General features: G+C 42.9%; 19 protein-coding genes. 5 read left to right on the plus strand and 14 right to left on the minus strand.

Annotation, left to right across the window (positions count from 1 at the left end):
• Positions 1-185: 185 nt before the first annotated feature.
• Positions 186-317, minus strand: coding sequence for a hypothetical protein (locus AC13CK_RS12300; protein WP_257221144.1), 132 nt, complete (start codon positions 315-317; stop codon positions 186-188).
• Between the two features lie 40 nt (positions 318-357).
• Positions 358-1,437, minus strand: a complete 1,080-nt coding sequence (serC, locus tag AC13CK_RS12305; RefSeq protein WP_425878862.1) for a 3-phosphoserine/phosphohydroxythreonine transaminase — start codon at positions 1,435-1,437, stop codon at positions 358-360.
• Between the two features lie 360 nt (positions 1,438-1,797).
• Between serC and AC13CK_RS12310 the strand changes: the two genes are divergently transcribed.
• From AC13CK_RS12310 to AC13CK_RS12325, 4 genes are read left to right on the plus strand one after another with little or no spacing between them, the layout of a single operon-like run.
• Positions 1,798-3,258: a TolC family protein gene (locus tag AC13CK_RS12310; RefSeq protein WP_425878860.1), complete on the plus strand. Its 1,461-nt coding sequence runs from the start codon at positions 1,798-1,800 to the stop codon at positions 3,256-3,258.
• An 11-nt stretch (positions 3,259-3,269) separates the two neighbouring features.
• On the plus strand, positions 3,270-4,400 hold the full coding sequence (locus AC13CK_RS12315) for an HlyD family secretion protein (protein ID WP_425878858.1): 1,131 nt from the start codon (positions 3,270-3,272) through the stop codon (positions 4,398-4,400).
• Positions 4,400-5,530, plus strand: coding sequence for an ABC transporter permease (locus AC13CK_RS12320; protein ID WP_114540842.1), 1,131 nt, complete (start codon positions 4,400-4,402; stop codon positions 5,528-5,530). The genes AC13CK_RS12315 and AC13CK_RS12320 overlap by 1 nt, the downstream gene beginning before the upstream one ends.
• Positions 5,527-6,627 (plus strand): ABC transporter permease, encoded by a 1,101-nt coding sequence (locus AC13CK_RS12325; protein WP_425878855.1) that lies wholly within the window; start codon positions 5,527-5,529, stop codon positions 6,625-6,627. The genes AC13CK_RS12320 and AC13CK_RS12325 overlap by 4 nt, the downstream gene beginning before the upstream one ends.
• A gap of 27 nt (positions 6,628-6,654) precedes the next feature.
• On the opposite strand, the gene AC13CK_RS12330 is transcribed toward AC13CK_RS12325, so the two are convergent.
• From AC13CK_RS12330 to AC13CK_RS12355, 6 genes are all read right to left on the minus strand, one after another.
• Positions 6,655-7,080: a DUF3887 domain-containing protein gene (locus tag AC13CK_RS12330; protein ID WP_138743382.1), complete on the minus strand. Its 426-nt coding sequence runs from the start codon at positions 7,078-7,080 to the stop codon at positions 6,655-6,657.
• Between the two features lie 68 nt (positions 7,081-7,148).
• Positions 7,149-10,130 carry a DNA gyrase subunit A gene (gyrA, locus tag AC13CK_RS12335; protein ID WP_425878853.1) on the minus strand — a complete coding sequence of 994 codons (2,982 nt, stop codon included), beginning with the start codon at positions 10,128-10,130 and terminating at the stop codon, positions 7,149-7,151.
• A gap of 320 nt (positions 10,131-10,450) precedes the next feature.
• Complete coding sequence (locus AC13CK_RS12340; RefSeq protein ID WP_004731795.1) at positions 10,451-11,110, minus strand: hypothetical protein; 660 nt, start codon at positions 11,108-11,110, stop codon at positions 10,451-10,453.
• 180 nt (positions 11,111-11,290) lie between these two features.
• Positions 11,291-12,223: an FAD-binding protein gene (locus tag AC13CK_RS12345; RefSeq protein WP_004645709.1), complete on the minus strand. Its 933-nt coding sequence runs from the start codon at positions 12,221-12,223 to the stop codon at positions 11,291-11,293.
• A gap of 18 nt (positions 12,224-12,241) precedes the next feature.
• Positions 12,242-12,994 (minus strand): electron transfer flavoprotein subunit beta/FixA family protein, encoded by a 753-nt coding sequence (locus AC13CK_RS12350; RefSeq protein ID WP_004731799.1) that lies wholly within the window; start codon positions 12,992-12,994, stop codon positions 12,242-12,244.
• Between the two features lie 523 nt (positions 12,995-13,517).
• On the minus strand, positions 13,518-14,123 hold the full coding sequence (locus AC13CK_RS12355; protein ID WP_005252483.1) for a LysE family translocator: 606 nt from the start codon (positions 14,121-14,123) through the stop codon (positions 13,518-13,520).
• Between the two features lie 112 nt (positions 14,124-14,235).
• Here AC13CK_RS12355 and AC13CK_RS12360 point away from each other — a divergent pair, with 112 nt between their 5' ends.
• Positions 14,236-14,730, plus strand: coding sequence for an Lrp/AsnC family transcriptional regulator (locus AC13CK_RS12360; protein ID WP_004645712.1), 495 nt, complete (start codon positions 14,236-14,238; stop codon positions 14,728-14,730).
• A gap of 209 nt (positions 14,731-14,939) precedes the next feature.
• Here AC13CK_RS12360 and AC13CK_RS12365 read toward each other — a convergent pair whose 3' ends face one another.
• From AC13CK_RS12365 to lptM, 6 genes are all read right to left on the minus strand, one after another.
• Entirely contained in the window at positions 14,940-15,323 is a 384-nt protein-coding gene (locus AC13CK_RS12365; protein ID WP_004645713.1) for a hypothetical protein, read from the minus strand.
• 231 nt (positions 15,324-15,554) lie between these two features.
• A complete protein-coding gene (xerA, locus tag AC13CK_RS12370) occupies positions 15,555-16,490 on the minus strand; it encodes a site-specific tyrosine recombinase/integron integrase (protein ID WP_153567002.1) in 936 nt (311 codons plus the stop codon).
• Positions 16,491-17,096: an alpha/beta fold hydrolase gene (locus AC13CK_RS12375; protein ID WP_148334285.1), complete on the minus strand. Its 606-nt coding sequence runs from the start codon at positions 17,094-17,096 to the stop codon at positions 16,491-16,493. It lies immediately after the preceding gene.
• 87 nt (positions 17,097-17,183) lie between these two features.
• Entirely contained in the window at positions 17,184-18,029 is an 846-nt protein-coding gene (dapF, locus tag AC13CK_RS12380) for a diaminopimelate epimerase (protein WP_004645716.1), read from the minus strand.
• A 12-nt stretch (positions 18,030-18,041) separates the two neighbouring features.
• Entirely contained in the window at positions 18,042-19,286 is a 1,245-nt protein-coding gene (lysA, locus tag AC13CK_RS12385; RefSeq protein ID WP_153567003.1) for a diaminopimelate decarboxylase, read from the minus strand.
• A 24-nt stretch (positions 19,287-19,310) separates the two neighbouring features.
• Positions 19,311-19,544: an LPS translocon maturation chaperone LptM gene (gene lptM / locus AC13CK_RS12390; protein ID WP_005247664.1), complete on the minus strand. Its 234-nt coding sequence runs from the start codon at positions 19,542-19,544 to the stop codon at positions 19,311-19,313.
• Positions 19,545-19,670: the final 126 nt, after the last annotated feature.

Genomic DNA, 19,670 nt, shown 5'->3' on the forward strand with positions numbered 1-19,670 from the left:
TTCTCATATAAATAATCTGTTGTCGTGCAAATCTAATATTTAAATAAAATGAAAATTTATGCTCTTTAATCAAAAATGTACTTTATTTAATCAATTTTTTATGATAAAAATACTCACAATAAATTAGTATTAACGATAAATAGATCGGACAATAAATATCTATGAAAATCGTGCAAGAAGAAACATTACAACAGGTCGAGCATCATCTTAGCTCCCGCTATAATATTGATATGATGTCCTGCCTTTTTTTCATGTTGGGGATGCTGATCTGCGGATTCATCCTGCATACTTTTATTTTCTAAAATTATTGCATTCATAAAAAAACCCAGCCTGTGCTGGGTTTTTTCGTTTCAGGAATTAACCATTGCGTTTGGCAAAGTCATCCATAAAGTTCACCAATGCCTGCACACCCTCTAAAGGCACGGCATTATAAATACTTGCGCGCATACCGCCAACCGAACGGTGACCAGCAAGATTCAATAAATGCTGCGCTTCGGCTTCTTTCAGGAACTGTTTCTCAAGATCTGCATTGGCCAAGGTAAATGGTACGTTCATGATCGAACGGTTTGCTTTTGCGATTGGATTCGCATAAAAATCGCTTTGATCGATATAACCATAAAGCAGGTTGGCTTTCTCAAGGTTCACTTTGTGCATGGCATCTACGCCGCCATTTTCCAGTAACCACTCGAATACCAGACCAGATAAGTACCATGCATAAGTGGATGGTGTGTTGACCATTGAGCCATTTTTCGCTTGATCTGAATATTTCAAGATGCTTGGAATTTCTGGTTTGGCTTGATCGAGTAAATCTTCACGAATGATCACCAGCGTTAAGCCAGCAGGCCCGATATTCTTTTGCGCACCGGCATAGATCAAACCAAATTTAGAAACGTCTAATGGTGCAGATAAAATACTAGATGAATAGTCGCACACTAATGGCTTGTCTGTTTCAGGAATTGAAGAAAATTGCAGACCGCCAATAGTTTCATTATCCGCATAATGCACATAAGCTGCATCATCAGAAAGATTCCATTCGCTTTGTGCACTGATCGCATATTTGCCATCAATTTGGATACCTGCTTTTACAACATTGATATCGCCATAACGTTGCGCTTCTTTCAAGGCTTTTTCAGACCAGATGCCGGTATCGATATAGTCTGCTTTGTTGTTTTTGCCAAGCAAGTTCAATGGAATTGCCGAGAATTGTAGTGATGCCCCACCCTGCAAGAACAATACTTTGTAGTTCTCAGGAATATTCATGAGTTTGCGCAAGTCTGCTTCCGCTTTTTCAGCCATGGCAACATAGTCGGCACTACGGTGGCTCATTTCCATGATCGAAAGACCTTTGCCATGCCAGTCGAGCATTTCAGCTTGAGCTTTTTCAAGTACGGCAGTCGGTAATGCAGCAGGACCAGCACAGAAGTTGTACGCGCGCATGATTTTTCCTTTCAGAGTGAAACACAATCAAATGATGGCATTTAACCATATCTGGCAGGGTCTTGCACAAAATTATTTCAATCTATGAGTCAAGATAGAGTCAAAAAATCAATGTAGATTCACAAGATAAATTGACCAGTATTTTAGCCTGCTGTTTTTATCATCTTTGCACTAACAATTGAAAATATTCAAAATTAAGCTATTTTTTAATTTTAGATATTCCATCAAAAATAGCCAATAAGTATTTGAAATACAGATGTAAAAGAAACAATACTATAACTTTACACTAGTTCTATCTGCATACCTTTGATTTATACTAGCCGGATAACATTACCGGCTTTAAATCAGTTTAGCGACTTTATGAACTTAAAGAAAAATAAAAGACAGCTTGTCTGGGGTTTAAATCTGCTTGCATCGATGATGTATGGCAGCTTTGCTCATGCACAGAGCATCAGCTTTCAGGACGCTGAACGTCAGTTGTTGCAAAACTCTTATAGCAGCCAAGCCTATCAAAGTCTGGAGCAGGCCTCAAAACTTGAAGCTGAAGCAGTGAAAGGTATAGGTCTGCCACGAGTCGACCTGAATGTTCGTGCGTATGCCTTTCATAATGAACTCGATCTGCCTTTGGGTGCATTAAAAAATAATTTAGAGCAATCCTTAACGGATGGTGTAAATAATAGAATTGATGAACTGAACTTAGGTGATCTGGCTGACCCGCTAAAAAATAGTCTAAGACAACCTATTCAAAATGGGGTGGGCTTAATTCCTGATAGTGCGAATGTCGTGCTGGATGATCAGGTGATTCGCCCAACGGTTTCAGTTATGATGCCGCTTTATACCGGTGGACTGACAAGCAGCGCCAAAGAAATCGCCAATATTCAGGTCGGTCGTAGTCAGCTCAGCAACAAACAGCAGCAAGACACGCAGCGTTTTGAACTGATTCAAAGTTATTTTAATGTACAACTCCAAAAGCAACTGCATGCAGCAGCACTATTTAACCTGAATGCCATGCAACAGCATTATCGCAATGCCTTAAAGATAGAACAGCAAGGTTTTATCAGTAAAGGCCAGCGCATGCAGTTTGAAGTGGCACGTAATAATGCCGAACGCAGCCAGCAAAACACGCAAGCCAATTTGAATGCTGCCCTTTTCCATCTGAATAATCTGCTTCAAGAAAGTAGCATCACTGAGCTTTCAACGCCTTTATTTGTCAATAAAACCGAGCCACAGGCCTTAAATCATCTGCTGAAAACCTTTAGTCAGAACTCTGCGCTGATTCAAAAAATGCAGCTGGATACCCAATTGGCTCAAGCCAATGTCAAAGCCCAGCAAGCGGCAAAAAAACCGAATGTTTTTGCTTTTGGTGAATATAGTCTGGATCAAAATGAAAACTGGATTGTCGGGGTGGCTGCCCGTTATAACTTATTTTCCGGAATTGATAAAAATAAAAATATTCAGGCTGCCGAACTCAAACGCTCTGCTACAGAACTGCTTACTGCACGCACCCAGCAGGAAATTGAAAATCTGATTTATAAATCTTATAGCGAAGCACTAAGTGCACAGCAAAGTGATGCGCTTCTGGCACAAAACTTGAAAGCCGCACAGGAAAATTTACGCATCCAAGAATTGTCTTTTAAAGAAGATATGGGCACCGCCACACAGGTCATCGATGCACAAAATATGCTGAGCGGATTACGAGCTGAAACTGCCTTGAATGCCTACAAATATGTGATGTCACTGGCCACCCTATTACAAAGCCATGGCTCGATTGCAGAATTTCCGAACTACATCCAACATACCAACACCCACTATATTCGCTAATGGAGCCGAACATGAACGAAGATCAAAAACCCAATGATCCTGTGAATGAAGCGGCTTCATCCAGCGATACAGAAAAATCGCATGCGCAACAGGTAGAAACAAAAACTGAAATAGAAAACAACGCGACGACTTCGACCGAGCATGAACAAGCTCCTGAAATCGCTAAAAAGAAAAAATATTTATTGCTCGCCCTGATTCCAGTTCTGCTGGCAGTCATCGCATTTGGATTATGGAAAAGCTACCAACCGGCTCCGCTGGAATTGCAGGGTCGTGTAGAAGCTGAAACGGTTCAGGTGGCGACCAAAGTGCCAAGCCGTATTGAAGAAATCTATGTAGAAGAAGGTCAGCGGGTCAAAAAAGGCGATGTGCTGGTGCGCTTAAACAGCCCGGAAATTCAGGCCAAAAAACAGCAAGCCGTAGCGGCTTTACAATCTGCATTGGCTTTACAATCGACTGCTGAACGTGGCTCGCAGGAAGAAAATATCGCTAGCCTGTATGCCAACTGGCAATCGCTGAAAGCACAGCAAAATTTAGCCAAAGTTTCTTATGAGCGTGGTGCAAATTTATTTAAGGAAGGTGTGATTTCACGCCAGCGCCGTGATGAATTGTATGCAGCCAGTCAATCAGCGGCGCAAATGACAGAAGCGGCGTATCAGCAATATGCACGTGCCAAACGTGGCAGCACCTCGCAGCAAAAGAGTTCTGCCGATGCACAGGTAGATATTGCTCAGGCTGCGCTAGATGAAGCCAATGCTTTAGAAGCAGAAACCCAATTAGTTGCACCTGTAAACGGAACGGTGTCTAAAACCTATGGCAAAGTCTCAGAGCTGGTAGCCACCGCAGTCCCTGTAGTCAGTCTGATTGAAGATCAAATGTGGGTGAGCCTGAATATTCGTGAAGATCAATATGCCCCATTTCAGAAAATGAGCAGTATTGAAGGTTATATTCCCGCCCTAGATAAAACCGCCACTTTTAAAATCAAGCAGATCAGTGCTGAAGGTGAATTTGCCACCATTAAGACCACACGCCAAACCGGCGGTTATGATGTGCGAAGTTTTAAGCTGCATCTTGTGCCCACACCAGCGATTCCTGAACTGAAAGTTGGGATGAGCGTGTTATTTAAACTGAAAGAGACCCGATAATGTGGACGGGTATATGGCGCGAACTGCGCTATCTGCTCCGCGAAAAATGGGATCTGTGTCTGGTCACGCTCGCACCTGCACTGGTGATTATTTTATTCAGCAGCATGTTTGCTCAAGGGAAACCGGATCATTTACCGATTGCGATTATTGATCAAGACCAGAGTGCGCTGAGTCAAAGCATTTATCAGCATGTGGCGCTGAATCATACTCTTAAAATTGCTACGGTGTCGGAACAAACAGCTGAAATTGAGCGCCTGTTAAATCAAAATAAAATTTGGGGTTATATCCATATTCCAAGCGGTGCCGAGCAACGTCTGGTTCGTGCCCAGGATGCTGACATCAGTATTGCCTTTAACCAGAGTTATTTCAGTATCGGAAATACCATTTCCTCTGCCATGCTGGTCAGTACCCTGCAAGCACTGGCTGAATTTAGCGGACAGCAATATCTGGGCAACCGGCTGCCTTCTCTCGAAGCACCGTCACCGCATATCAAAATATCGCCGCTGTATAATCCGCAGCTGAATTATGAATTCTATCTGGAACCCTATGTCATCCCGGCAATTCTGCATTTACTGCTGTGTTGTTGTGTGGCATTTTCCGTCGGTCAGGAACTGAAGCGACAGACCTTAATAAGCTGGATTAGCAACTCATCCATCTGGATGGCATTACTGTCTAAGAACCTGGTCTATGTGGCTATTTTTAGTGTGTGGACTTGGGCCTGGATGTTCTGGCTGATTGAAATTCGCGGCTGGTTTGTTGCCGGCTCGCTCGCTCTGATTCTATCGGCACAATTTCTGCTATATAGCGCCTATGCATTTTTAAGCAGTGCAGTGGTTCTGGCGACCAAAGATTTAAGTAAATCTTTTGGCATCATTGCGGTCTATGGCGGTTCATCTTTAAGTTTTGCCGGTGTGACTTTACCTTTAAATAATGCGCCCCTATTCACCCAGTTTTGGTCCAATATTATTCCGTTCACGCCCTATGCCAAATTACAAACTGAACAATGGGTGATTGGTAGTCCATTGCATATTTCACTGCAAGCTGGATTAATGCTGCTGATCTATGCCCTAGTCTACGCTCTGCTGGCTTATCTGTTTCTTAAAAAAATCGCCAAAGGAGCAACACCATGAAATCCCTTTGGTTTTACTATCTACAAAGCTTCAAAGATATCGTCAGTCACGGCACGATCTTTACCACGCTGATTCTATCCGTCTTGTTTTACAGCTTTTTTTATCCAACCGCTTATCAGGCGCAGCAGGCTGAAGCCTTACCTATTATTATTGTCGATGAAGAACAAAGTAACTTAAGCACCCGTATTATTGGTCAGGTGGCACAAAGCCCCAATGTGGAAATTCAGGCAATTACCGGCAATTTTTCCGAGGCCAAACAATGGGTGGAATCTCAAAAAGCTGATGGCATTTTACTGCTGCCGGAGAATTTATCGCAAAGCTTAAGGCATGGTGAAACAGGTGGCATTGGACTGTATGTAAGTACAGCCAACTTTTTAGTGACCAAACAAATTGGTCTGGGCTTAGCCACATCAGTTGAGCAAACTTTGGCAGATTATGTTGAACGCTTTGGCGAGATCTCGGATTTTTCACCTGCTATTTCAGTGCATCAAATTCCTTTATTTAATCCGCTGTCCGGCTATGGCAGTTATGTCTTTCCTGCGGTTGCACCCTTAATTATCCACCAAACCATTCTTTTGGGTTTGAGTATGCTGATTTTAGTATATCGGGAAAGAAAAGTAGAATTAAATACAAATGCGTTGATTGGAATGTGTTTAGCGGTCTTCACCATTGGCTGTCTGGGATGTTTCTATTTATTCGGCTTTAGCTTCTGGCTATTTGATTATCCGCGCGGTGGCAACCTGTTCGGGATGCTACTGGCTGTTCCGGTTTTTATCTACACGATAATTGGCATGACCTGCCTATTTGCCAGTTTTCTGGATCTGCCAGAACGTGCGGGTCATGTGATTGTATTCACCTCCATTCCACTGTTCTTTTTATCTGGTGCGGCCTGGCCACATGCTGCCATGCCCATCTGGATGCAAGTCGTTGGCGAAATCCTGCCCTCTACCCAAATTGTGCAGATGTTTATTCAACTCAATCAAATGGGTGTGCCTACAACACTGGTCTTACCTAAACTGCTCTATCTTGGAATGATCGGCAGCATGTGCTTTTTCTTGGCTTATCGACGTTTAATTTCTGGTCATCAAAGCAGATAGAACATTATAGCAATGCTCCTATTCCACTTATTTATTCGACTCGCCAAAGACCTGAATATTGAAATTACGAATCTTGTTGCTACCATTCGGCTTGTCAAAACTCACATCATACTGAACCAGATTCTCCGGATAGGCAATTTCATAGCTAACCTTATATTGTCCAGGCTGATTGGTTGCTTCTTCAATCTCTTTGGTCATTAAAGTCTTAGACTTGTATTCACCTTGAGGAATTGAACGTGAAAAGCGTTTCATCAGCTTTTCATTATCCTTAAACTGGGTTTGCAACTGCGGTTCTAACTGATCCAGAAATTCCTCATATTTCCCGTCACGCAAATCCTCATAGGCTAGCTGTGCCGCCTTTTCCTGTTCAGGACTCGGATTCGGAATATTGTCCATTGAATTACAGCCACTCAATGCAACCGCTGCTGCTAACAACATTAATTTGGTTTTCATCGCTTACCCTTATGCGGTCAAGGTTTATAAAAAAGGACGCCGAAGCGCCCTTTTTATCAGTAAAAAACTTATTCTTCTACTGAATTTTCACCATCTTTTTCAACTTGCTCAGTTTCAGCTGCTGAATCTGTTTCTGCCACTAAAGCGTCTTCGCTTTCAATCGCTTCAACAAACTCATCTTCTTCAACAGCTTCGATTGAAACCACACCGACCAGCAATTCCTCATTACCTAAGCGGATCAGACGAACACCCTGTGCGTTACGACCAGTTTGCGCCACTTCAGATGCACGGGTACGAACCAGCGTACCGCCATCTGAAATCAGCATCAGTTCTTTAGACGCATCAATGGCAACAGCGCCCACCAATTGACCATTACGTTCAGAGGTCTTGATCGCAATCACGCCCTTACCGCCACGTTTCTTGGTCGGGAAGTCGTCTACTGGAGTACGTTTACCATAACCATTTTCAGATGCACACAGTACTTCGCCAGTTTCAGGTACAACCACCAGTGATACGATTCGGCTAATCAATGCTGAATCTGAACCATCTTCGTCATCAGACTCGATCTCAGTTTCGTCATTTTCTTCTAGCTGTGCAGCTGCACCAATGGTCACGCGCATACCGCGTACACCTTTGGCAGAACGCCCCATTGAACGTACATCCGTCTCTGCGAAGCGAATGGCTTTACCTTCATTCGAGAACAACATGATTTGCTGTTCACCGTCAGTAATCGCTACACCGATGAGGGTATCATCGCCATTCAGCTCAATCGCACGTAAACCGTTTGAACGAACATTCGAGAACTGTTCAAGCTCTACACGTTTAATCGTACCGTATTCAGTCGCCATAAACACATAGAAGTTTTTACGTACCGCTTCAGCCTGCTGAGCAAAGTCATTGATGATGTCATCATCAAGATCTGTTGCAGAAAGCTCCAAGCCCAACTGTTTCAATTGAATACGCAATGCATCAGAAATATCATCTGCACCATCTTCAGATTCTGTCAGCGCTGCTTCAAGCTCGGCAAAATGAGCATTGATCACTTCATTGCTTTGCAACTGCGCTGCATTGGCTTTTACAAATGCCTTGAAGTCAGCCAGACGTTCTTTGAATTTCTTCGGCGCATCAATCACAGGCAAGATTGCGGTAATGGTCTCGTTTTCATCCAGTGGCAGCAAGTTCACCATTGGGCGACCTTTGGCACCACGTGAGGCTTGCGGCACTTCATAGACTTTCAGACGGTAGACCTTACCAACGTTGGTAAAGCAAAGTACCGTCGCATGACTTGACGTCACAATCAGATGTTGAATGTAATCATCTTCTTTCATGCTGGTCGCAGACTTACCACGGCCACCACGACGCTGTGCAGCGTAATCAGACAATGGTTGAGTTTTCGCATAACCTGATTTCGATACCGTCAGAACCATTTGCTCTTCAGGAATCAGATCTTCACGAGAGAAATCGATACGTGACTCGACAATCGACGTTTTACGCGCATCGCCATACTGCTGAAGAATCAAGGCCAGCTCTTCACGAATGACATTCATCAACAGATTAAAGTCATTCAAAATTGCAGTCAGTTCAGCAATTTGTGACAGGATTTCACTATATTCAGCATGTAACTTGTCTTGTTCCAGACCAGTTAAACGATGCAAGCGAAGTTCCATAATTGCATTCACCTGGGTTGGTGACAGACGATAAATCTCGCCATCCAAACCAAACGGGCGACTTGGGTCTTCACCTTCAATCTCATCTGGGCGTACAGAAACTGAACCGGCTTTTTCCAGCAAGGCCAAAACACCGCCACCAGCCCACTCACCTGCCTGCAAACGCTCACGCGCTTCAGCCGGATTCGCAGAACTCTTGATGGTTTCGATGATGGCATCAATATTCGCCAGGGCAACGGTTAAACCTTCCAAGATATGACCACGTTCACGCGCTTTGCGTAATTCGAACATAGTACGACGCGTGACCACTTCCTGACGGTGACGGATAAACGCGGCAATGATGTCTTTCAGGTTCATCAATTTTGGTTGGCCATTGTCCAGACAAACCATGTTGATGCTGAAAGAGTTTTCAAGTTGCGTGTTCTGGAACAGGTTGTTCACGATCACTTCAGCGTTTTCACCGCGCTTCAGGTCAATCGCGATACGCATACCGTCTTTGTCAGACTCGTCACGAAGCTCTGAAATACCTTCCAGTTTTTTCTCTTTAACCAGTTCAGCAATACGCTCAATGGTTTTTGCTTTATTAACCTGATATGGAATTTCAGTGAAGACAATCGTGGTGCGGCCATTCTTCGGATCTTCTTCGAAATGGTATTTACCACGGATATGCAAACGGCCCTTACCGGTACGGTATGCATCGACGATACCTGATTTACCGTAAATGATGCCGCCTGTCGGGAAATCCGGACCAGAAATATGTTCCATCAATCCTTCAATGCTGATTTGAGGATCATTGGCATAGGCCAGACACGCATTCACAACTTCAGTCATGTTATGCGGCGCCATATTGGTCGCCATACCAACTGCAATACCGGTAACACCATTAATCAATAAGTTCGGTACACGGGTTGGCATGACTTGAGGAATACGCTCAGAGCCATCGTAGTTGTCTTCCCACTCGACGGTATCTTTTTCAAGATCCGCTAACAGTTCGTGGGTCAGTTTACGCATACGTACTTCGGTATAACGCATGGCTGCTGCACTATCGCCATCGACCGAACCGAAGTTACCTTGACCATCAACCAATTGGTAACGCAAGCTGAAATCTTGCGCCATACGTACAATGGTTTCGTATACGGCAGAATCACCATGCGGGTGATATTTACCAATCACGTCACCGACTACACGTGCAGACTTTTTATAAGCTTTGTTATAGTCATTGCCTAATTCGTGCATTGCGAAAAGCACACGACGATGAACAGGTTTTAAACCATCTCGTACATCGGGCAATGCACGTGACACAATCACGCTCATCGCATAATCGAGATATGAGCTTTTAAGTTCATCCTCAATGGCAATCGGTCTAATTTCCGATACGCTCATGCATACTCCTTATTCTACAAGCCAATTTTGGCTTGTATTTATATGTCGTAAAACTAGCAAAATCATTAACTCAAACGACTGAGTTAAAAACTAAAATACAGCCCTAAATTATAGCATAAACACTTGTATTTTTGTGTCGAAATATTCAGCTTAACCTTGTTAATTATCTTCATTTTAGTGATCATTTTCTTGTTATTTCAAAACCGAAAATCAGCGCATCCAGACAGGATTTTTCAATACCCAAAATTTTGAGAAATACAGGAGTACAAAAACAAAATGCGCCAATCAACTGGCGCATCTTCATCGTTTTTTCTATATTTTTATTGTGCCTGGTTCAGTACTTTACGATAGCTCAGCACGGCCACAATCAATAAAACTGGCAATAACATTTCTACCCCTTCCTCAATGGTCATAATCATGATTTGAGTATGTGGCACCAACTGGATGCCGAATTCTTCTTTCAGGGTTGAAGTCGTGCGATCGAGCACTTTGCTCAGTCCGCCACAGGCAATGGTGAGAAAGATAAAAAAATGTGCAATATTCAAAGAATTCTTCATGCTTCGTATGGTTTGAACCAGCTTTTTCGCCAGTACCAGAAAGACAAAAATAATGCCGAGCAATAAAATAAATCCGAGCAGCTTATCCATGAGCGGAATTTCAGCACTGCGATAGAAATTAGTTTTGATAAAACTCATTTCAAACACCTGCTTATGGAAATCCATTTCCCGTAATCCCAACAATGTCGCTGCTATAGCCGTAAACACTCGGGTATTAGGTTTGATTTCAACATTAAGCAAACACAGCACTGCCAGCAAGTACCATAACCATGGACTCATGACTTCAAAAGCGCCTGATTCACTAAATAAATACTGAGTTACCGAAGCTGGTGCATTCAGGGCAGTATGAATACAAATACCCAGATAAAGCGCAATCAGCAAAAAACTAATAAACAGGATATGGGCGGCTTTGGAAAAGGACATGATTAAAAACAGGAGAAAAAGCAAACCGGGATTTTATCACTTTTCATGCAAATGAAATACTCTAGTTTCGACTGTAGAGTATTTTTAAAATTTTTGCATAAAAAAAACGCCCTTGGACAAAACAGTAAAGCATTGCTTTCACTGCTTGCACAAGAGCGTATTTTGAACCCGATTCAGAAATTAGATTTTAGAAACCAATTCTGGAATTACAGTGTTCAGGTCACCGACTAACCAGTAGTCAGCGACTGCATTGATTGGCGCTTCTTCATCTTTGTTGATCGCAACGATCACTTTAGATTCTTTCATACCAGCCAAATGCTGAATCGCACCAGAGATACCTACAGCGATGTACAGGTCAGGTGCAACGATTTTACCAGTTTGACCCACTTGCATATCGTTTGGTACGAAGCCAGCATCTACCGCAGCACGTGATGCACCTTGAGCAGCACCAAGCTTGTCAGCCAATGGATCAAGGATCTTGTGATAGTTCTCACCAGAACCTACACCACGACCACCAGAAACCACAATACGCGCAGCTGTCAGTTCAGGACGTTCAGATTTTACGATTTCTTCGTTGATAAACTTAGAAATACCCGCATCACCCGTAGACGCAGCAGCTTCAACAGCAGCAGAACCGCCCTCAGCAGCTACAGCATCAAATGCTGTACCACGAACAGTCGCCAATACGATGTTTTCGCCTGATTCTACAGTTGCAATTGCGTTACCTGCATAGATCGGACGTTTGAAAGTCTTAGGACCATCTACCGCAATGATGTCAGTGATCATGCTTACGTCAAGAAGCGCAGCTGCACGTGGTAAAATATTTTTACCAGTTGTTGTAGAAGCAGCAAGGATATGTGTATAGCCTTTACCTAATTCAGCAACAAGTTTAGCCACGTTTTCAGCCAATTGGTTTGCATAAGCAGCGTCATCAGCAAGCAATACTTTGCTTACGCCCGCAACTTTAGCCGCTTGGTCAGCAACTACCTGAGCGCCAGAACCAGCAACCAATACAGTGATATCACCACCGATTTTTTGCGCTGCAGCAACAACGTTTAAAGTAGCAGCGTTTAATGCTTTGTTGTCGTGCTCAGCGATAACTAAAATACTCATGATTTTTATCCTTCTGTATTAGATCACTTTCGCTTCGTTTTTCAATTTTTCTACAAGTTCATCTACAGACTTCACTTGTACGCCAGCTTTACGCTCTGCAGGTGATTCAACTTTCACTGTTTTCAGTTTAGTTGCAGGGTTTACACCGAAATCTGCAGGTGACTTGGTATCAAGCGGTTTTTTACGCGCTTTCATAATGTTTGGAAGTGCCGCATAACGTGGCTCGTTCAAACGCAAGTCAGTTGTAATGATTGCTGGAAGTGTCAGTTCAACAGTTTGTAAACCGCCGTCTACTTCACGTGTTACTTGTACTTTATCGCCATCTACTTTTACTTCAGAAGCGAAGGTACCTTGACCTGCACCCATTAGAGCGCCAAGCATCTGACCAACCTGATTCGAGTCATCATCAATTGCTTGCTTACCTAGAAGGATCAATTGTGGTTGTTCAGCGTCAACAACGCCTTTCAGAATTTTAGCGATTTCCAGCGCACCCAGTTGGCTGTCATCAGCTTCAACCAGAATACCGCGGTCAGCACCAAGCGCCATTGCAGAACGGATCTGTTCTTGGGCTTCTTTAGGACCAATAGAAACAACAATGATTTCTGAAACAGTTCCTTTTTCTTTTAAACGAACCGCTTCTTCCACTGCGATTTCACAGAATGGATTAATTGACATTTTAACGTTAGTTAAGTCAACACCACTGTTGTCCGGTTTAACACGAACTTTAACGTTGGCATCAACCACACGTTTTACAGCAACAAGAGCCTTCATGTAATCCTCGGCTGTTTTAGCAAATGTAAATGTTGAGAAAAGTTAGTGTAACTCTTCACTTAAATTTTTTTAGGTGCCCTATCTTGCAATGTGTACGGCATTTCGGTCAAGTCACAATTCAACAAAGAGGTGTAAAAATGCGTAATTTTCCCTGAACGATGCGTTCACAATTAATTGTTATCGTTTTATTACAATGAAATGTATCAATATTTACTTAAAATTTAACCATTGATTTATATTATTTTTTTATCTGATTAATCACATCAGAAGTTTTGATTGATCACATTTAATTTAAATTGATTTAAAGCAGCTTGAAGCAAAACAGCCGGAATATACGTATGTCAGCTTTTGTCATTTTGGACAGAACTATTTTTGAGAGCGAATTAAACCCCATATAAAGACAAATTGACCAAATAATAAACCAGCGCATTGAATTCTACGCCTACACAGTGAATGTTTAATTTCAAATCTTCGCAATTATAAAAAAAGCATACTGCGAAGAGTATGCTTCTTTACAGCCAGATTAATTAATGATTAACCAGCTTGCGGCAAGTGCCAGTAAACCACCAGAAGTTCCATCTACCCATTTTTGTTTACGTTCATCCATTTGGGTTTTTTGGCTGATTTTGCTGAATAAAATACTTAAGCCACAATACACCACAAAAATCAGACTGATAAAAATAAAGGACAGAATCAAACCTTGACTGACAGTATTGGCCGATTTATCAATAAACTGCGGCAAAATCGCAAAATAAATCAACATGCCTTTCGGATTTAACAGTGCGGTAAAAAAACCTTTTTTAATCGGATTGGCTGAGGTCTTTTTCTCAATGTTCAGCGCGTTTTTACTGAATACCGATTTGAGCAAACCAAAGGCCAGATACAGCAGATAAGCAATCCCGAGCCAGCGAATCGTTTCAAACAGCACCGGAAAAGAGACAATAATAGCCGCAATCCCGAGTGCCACCAGAATAGAATGCACCAGATAACCGCAACACACCCCTAAGGTTGCCATCATGCCTGCTTTTGCATCTTTACCCATCACTTGAGACAGGATAAATAACATATCGGGTCCAGGCGTAAAAATTAGGGGAAGCACGGTCAGTGCAAAGAGTACAAATACAGACATTTCCTTTTCCTTTCAAACTCCAGAAAGTGAAATAAGTATCTGCGATTTTTTACAAAATTGGCTTTCATTTTATTTTATAATAAGTATTATTTTTCGAATATTATTCTAATTTATGAAAATATCCACCAAGTCTGTGCGGGTAAAGCTTGATCGAATTGATAAAAATATCATTCGACATTTACAGGCCAATGGCCGTATTCAGAATAATGATCTGGCACGTGAAATCGGACTTTCACCTTCATCCTGTTTACGCCGGGTGAAATTGCTGGAAGATGCAGGCGTGATTCAGAATTACACGACTATTGTCGACCAACAAAAAATTGGTTTTCAGCTGATTTTATTTTCGCGCATCTGGCTGGTCGGTCAGGATGCCGAAACCATTGATACCTTTATTGAGGCGATGAAAGAATTGCCGCAAGTGATGGAGTGCTACATTATTTTGGGAGAGAGCGATGCCATGTTGAAAGTTGTGGTGCCTGATCTGGAAAGTTACCGTAAATTTCAGTCGACCCATCTGACCAAAAAAAATGGTATTACCAGTGTCAAAACAGATTTACCGAGTCAGATTATTAAACAGAGTTTCCAGCTGCCTTTAGAAGATTTATAGGCAAACTGATTTTAGACAACGACGCTATGTTCTTAATTTAAGATTTGCATAATCGTATGCTTGCTTAAACCATAACATGTGCTGCAAGCGCATAGATTGAAAGTTCTACTATAAGAAAAGGTTGCCTATAGAAGACAACCTTTTCCTCTTGAGCAAAGCCAAATCACAGGACTGAATCTTATTTTTATGTTATGTGGATGCTTCAGAATTTACTCAGTTTCTTGTGCTAAAAAATCACGATGTACATGGCTTAAATCTACCAGCTCATAGTCTGCCAATTCAAAAATTTGCCAAATTGCAATCGCATCTTCTTTTAAATCGACTGCCTGGGTCGCACGATTCGACAATTGCCATTGCAAATCAGAAATCCATAAATAGTATTGCCTAGTCGCCGCATTAAAGGCCTGAACTTTTCCATCGGCATTAATCCCTTGAATGATGGCGCCTTCGGGTAAGGTCGCTTCAAGATTGGGTAAGCTAATGTCCACAAAATGCTTGATTTGTCGCAAACCATAACCTGCAAACATTTCTTTTTGAGCTTCACTTAACTGTGCATATTTTTGCTCTATATCTGCAATTACCAGTGTGTCCATGTCACCTCCCATCGGTCAAATGCTGAGACGCTGCTCAGCAATATTTCATTTTAAATATTAAATACTAGTTATTGTTATACCTGAAATGGCGCATTTAACGAATAAGACAATAGTGAAATGCTTACCCGAACGCCAATGTTCAGTTCAATTCCATTTTAAGGTTTATATATGAAAGTTTTGTGCCAAAAATACAATTTTCATGATTTTTATTCTATAACACTTCGCACATGATCATTCTTCTTTATGTTGTGCACGTGGATGGGCCTGATCATAAATCTGGGCCAGATGATCAAAATCGACATGGGTGTAAATTTGCGTGGTGGTTAAATTGCTGTGACCCAGCATTTCCTGCACGGCTCGTAAGTCCCGGCTATTCGACAACATATGACTGGCAAAACAATGTCTTAATAAATGTGGATGCAGATCGACATTGACGCCTGCGCGCTGTGCCTGAAACTTGACCCGATTTTCAATTTGTCTTGCACCGAGCGGATTGCCTTTCTGGGTAATAAATACATTCGCCTCCGGCACAAAATCACCATTCCATAAGGGATAGACTTGCAACCAGGCCATCACGCTGTCTTTGGCCTTGGAGCCAAAAGGCACAATCCGGGTTTTATTGCCTTTACCAGTAATGCGTAATAACTGCCGGTTGAAATCAATATCTTTAATTCTCAGGCTTTGCAGTTCTGCCAGACGCAACCCACTCGAATAAAGCAATTCCAAAATCGCTTTGTCCCGGAGCCACATTTGCTGCTGTATTTCATTTTCGGGCGCAGGCTGATCAATAATCTGGTTGACTGTTTCAATATCCACCATGCCCGGCAAAGGACGCGATTGACGTTTTAACTGAAAATCATCCGCCGGATTAAAAGCCATATGCTGAGCCTGCTCGGCCCATTTCATAAACTGGCGAATAGCCGAAAGCATACGTTGCAGGCTGCTAGGACTGAGCTGATGCTGTTCAACTTTTTCAGCCAGAAACTGGCGTAAATCGGTGGCTTCCACATCGTTTAAATTGAGCTGCTCACGCTGGCAAAACTCTAAAAAATCCGAGACATCACGTTCATAGGCTTGCAAGGTATGTTTGGACTGGTTTTGGATTTCACGTTCTTTCAGCCACATATTGAGCAAGAGTTGAGGTGGGACAATCACTGCTTGCTCCATTTAGAGTTGCTCCAAATAATCTTGAATCAGCATTGCAACCTGATCTGCATGCGTATTGGCAAAGAAATGATCTCCACCTTGGATAATATGCAATTTTGCATTTTTAAAAATTCCTGCCAAGTATTGTCCAAGCTGAACAGTACTTAAAGGATCATGATCGCCCCAGATCAGCAAGATCGGAACGTCCAGACTTGCGAGCTGAACGCGGCTAAATTCAGTTTGGTCTTGTTCAAACCAGTCCGGCGCTGTTTTAAACAGTTCACGATAATCTGTTCGCCAGTCTGCACAATGAAAAGTTTTTAAATTCAGACCACCAGATGTCGCCAACAATACCAGCCCTTTGACTTTCTGTGGATGCTTAAGTGCCAACCCAACGGCCAAGACACCGCCCATAGACTGGGCAATCAGAATGGAATCATCCTCAATTTTTTCTTTCACGAATTCTTGCAGATCATACAGGTTTTGAATGGCCAAATTTGGTGCTACGCCATCAAAGCCCGGATAGGCAATGACTTGCTGATCTGGATATTTGGTTAATGCTGCCCTTAATGGCTGCCAAAAGTGCTGGCTTCCTGAAGCACCCGGCAGGAAAACAAGCGTATTCATCTCGGTCAAATTCTACGGTTTTTCCCATCCTAGCATAAAAAAAGCACCATCGATCAGACAGTGCTTTTTTCTCAAGCGGAACCAAGCTTAACCCTGGAAATAACGTAAATCCAGACGTCCTTCATATACGGTCGCCGTTGGTCCGGTCATCCAGACCACATCACCTTCTTTCCATTCAATTTGCAGCTTGCCGCCTGCCAGTTCAACTTCGACTTTACTCGACAGCAGACCACGACGCATACCTGAAATTGCGGCAGCACAGGCACCTGTACCACAAGCTAAGGTCTCGCCTACACCACGCTCGTACACACGTAAACGTGCATGTTTTTCATCAATAATCTGCATAAAGCCAGCATTGACTCGTGCCGGGAAGCGCGCATGTGATTCAACTTGTGGACCAATACGTGCGACATCGGCAGCAATCACATCCGGTACGATTGTCACCGCATGTGGATTCCCCATATTGACCACATCAATGGTCAGCTTTTCACCGCCAGCAAGATCGATGTCATACAGGCTCTCCGGCGCATCAGCTACAAATGGAATTTCCTGAGGCAAAAATTTTGGATAACCCATATTGACCCGTACCCAGCCATTCGCACCCAATTCCGGCTCAACAATACCAGATTTGGTTTGCACCTTGATTTTGGTTTTGGTGGTGAGCTGACGATCATGTACAAATTTGGCAAAACAGCGCACGCCATTGCCACATTGCTCCACTTCCGAACCATCGGCATTAAAAATCCGGTATTTAAAGTCTGCACTTGGCACATCGGGTGGCTCAACCACCAAGAGTTGATCAAAACCAATGCCGAAGTTACGGTTGGCCAAACGCTGAATGGTCAAAGTGTCTAAATAAGCACGCTGGCTGATCAGGTCAACCACCATAAAGTCATTGCCCAGACCATGCATCTTGGTAAATTCTAATAACATCCTGATTTATCCTTAAGGCAATAAACGCTCACGTTCCCAGAGTGATTCAATCGTTTCACGTTCACGAATCAAATGCGCCTGATCAGCGTCGACCATTACTTCAGCAGCACGACCACGGCTGTTGTAGTTTGAGCTCATCACAAAACCGTATGCACCAGCGCCAAGTACAGCCAGCACATCATTTTCCTTGATCGCAAGCTCGCGCTCTTTACCCAGGAAATCACCAGTTTCACAAATTGCACCCACGACATCCCATTCTTTCGTTTCGATATCGGTACGAGGTGTAACAGATTGAATGTCCATCCATGCTTCATATAAAGCAGGACGAATCAGGTCATTCATCGCAGCATCAATAATCGCGAAATTACGGTGATTCGTTGGTTTTAATAGATCCACTTTAGTCAGCAGCACACCTGCATTGGCAGAGATACTACGTCCCGGTTCCATATACACTTTCAAGCCCAATTTTTCTAAAGCTGGACGTAGCGCATTGGCATATTCTTCAACCGACGGCGGGGTTTCATCTTTATACGTCACACCCAGACCACCGCCGATATCGATGTGTTTGAGGTGAATGCCCAGCTCTTTTAACTGGTCGATCATCACAATGACACGATCCAGTGCATCCACAAATGGCTGGGTTTCAGTCAGCTGTGAACCGATATGGCAGTCAATCCCAACCACATCCAGATTTGGCAATGACGCTGCATATTGATAAGTTTCAAACACGCTATCAGACGGAATACCGAATTTATTTTCTTTTAAGCCGGTTGAAATATAAGGATGGGTTTTGGCATCGACATCAGGATTCACACGTAATGAAATCGGCGCTTTGATATTTAATTCAGCCGCAACCTTCTGGATACGATCCAGCTCGGCATAAGATTCCACGTTGAAACAGGCAATGCCGACTTCCAACGCTTTTTTGATATCCGCTTCAGATTTACCCAAGCCCGAAAATACGATTTTCGATGCATCACCACCGGCTTTCAGCACACGCGCCAATTCACCACCGGTCACAATATCAAAACCGGCACCCTGTTTGGCCAATACATTCAATACCGCAAGATTAGAGTTGGACTTTACCGCAAAACAGATTTGATGGTCGATAAAATCAAAAGCACGGTCCATATCTAAAAAATGCTTTTCCAAAGTGGCTTTAGAATAAACATAGAGTGGTGTGCCGAATTGCTCCGCGAGCTGTTGTAATGAACATTGCTCAGCGTGCAATACCCCATTAATGCGGGTGAAACTCATGAAGGTATCCTTTCTGTGAAAGCGTTATGGTGTGGTTTTAACGTCTGAATCTGTAGGTGCAGCAAACTGTTGTTGCACGGGTGCCTCGCGTTTTTCATCGGACGCTTTAGGCTCAGTTTCAGTATTTTTGTATAACAGATACTTGGCACGCTTGTCGTAATTCGGATCATTCGGCAAGTGCAAAGCACCTGACTGTCCACAACCTGCAAGAACAAGACCTGTCGCTAAGATACTGATGTAGCAAATGACTTGGCGCATCTGACCACCTAATGTAATAGTTTCGATGAAGTATAACGCGATCATTCGGCATGACCCAAGCGTTAAACGCTAGAGAGTATCTTTAGACAAAAAAAAACGCCAGCAGATCGCTGACGTTTTTATTGA

This window comes from Acinetobacter sp. L-24 (assembly GCF_056857555.1).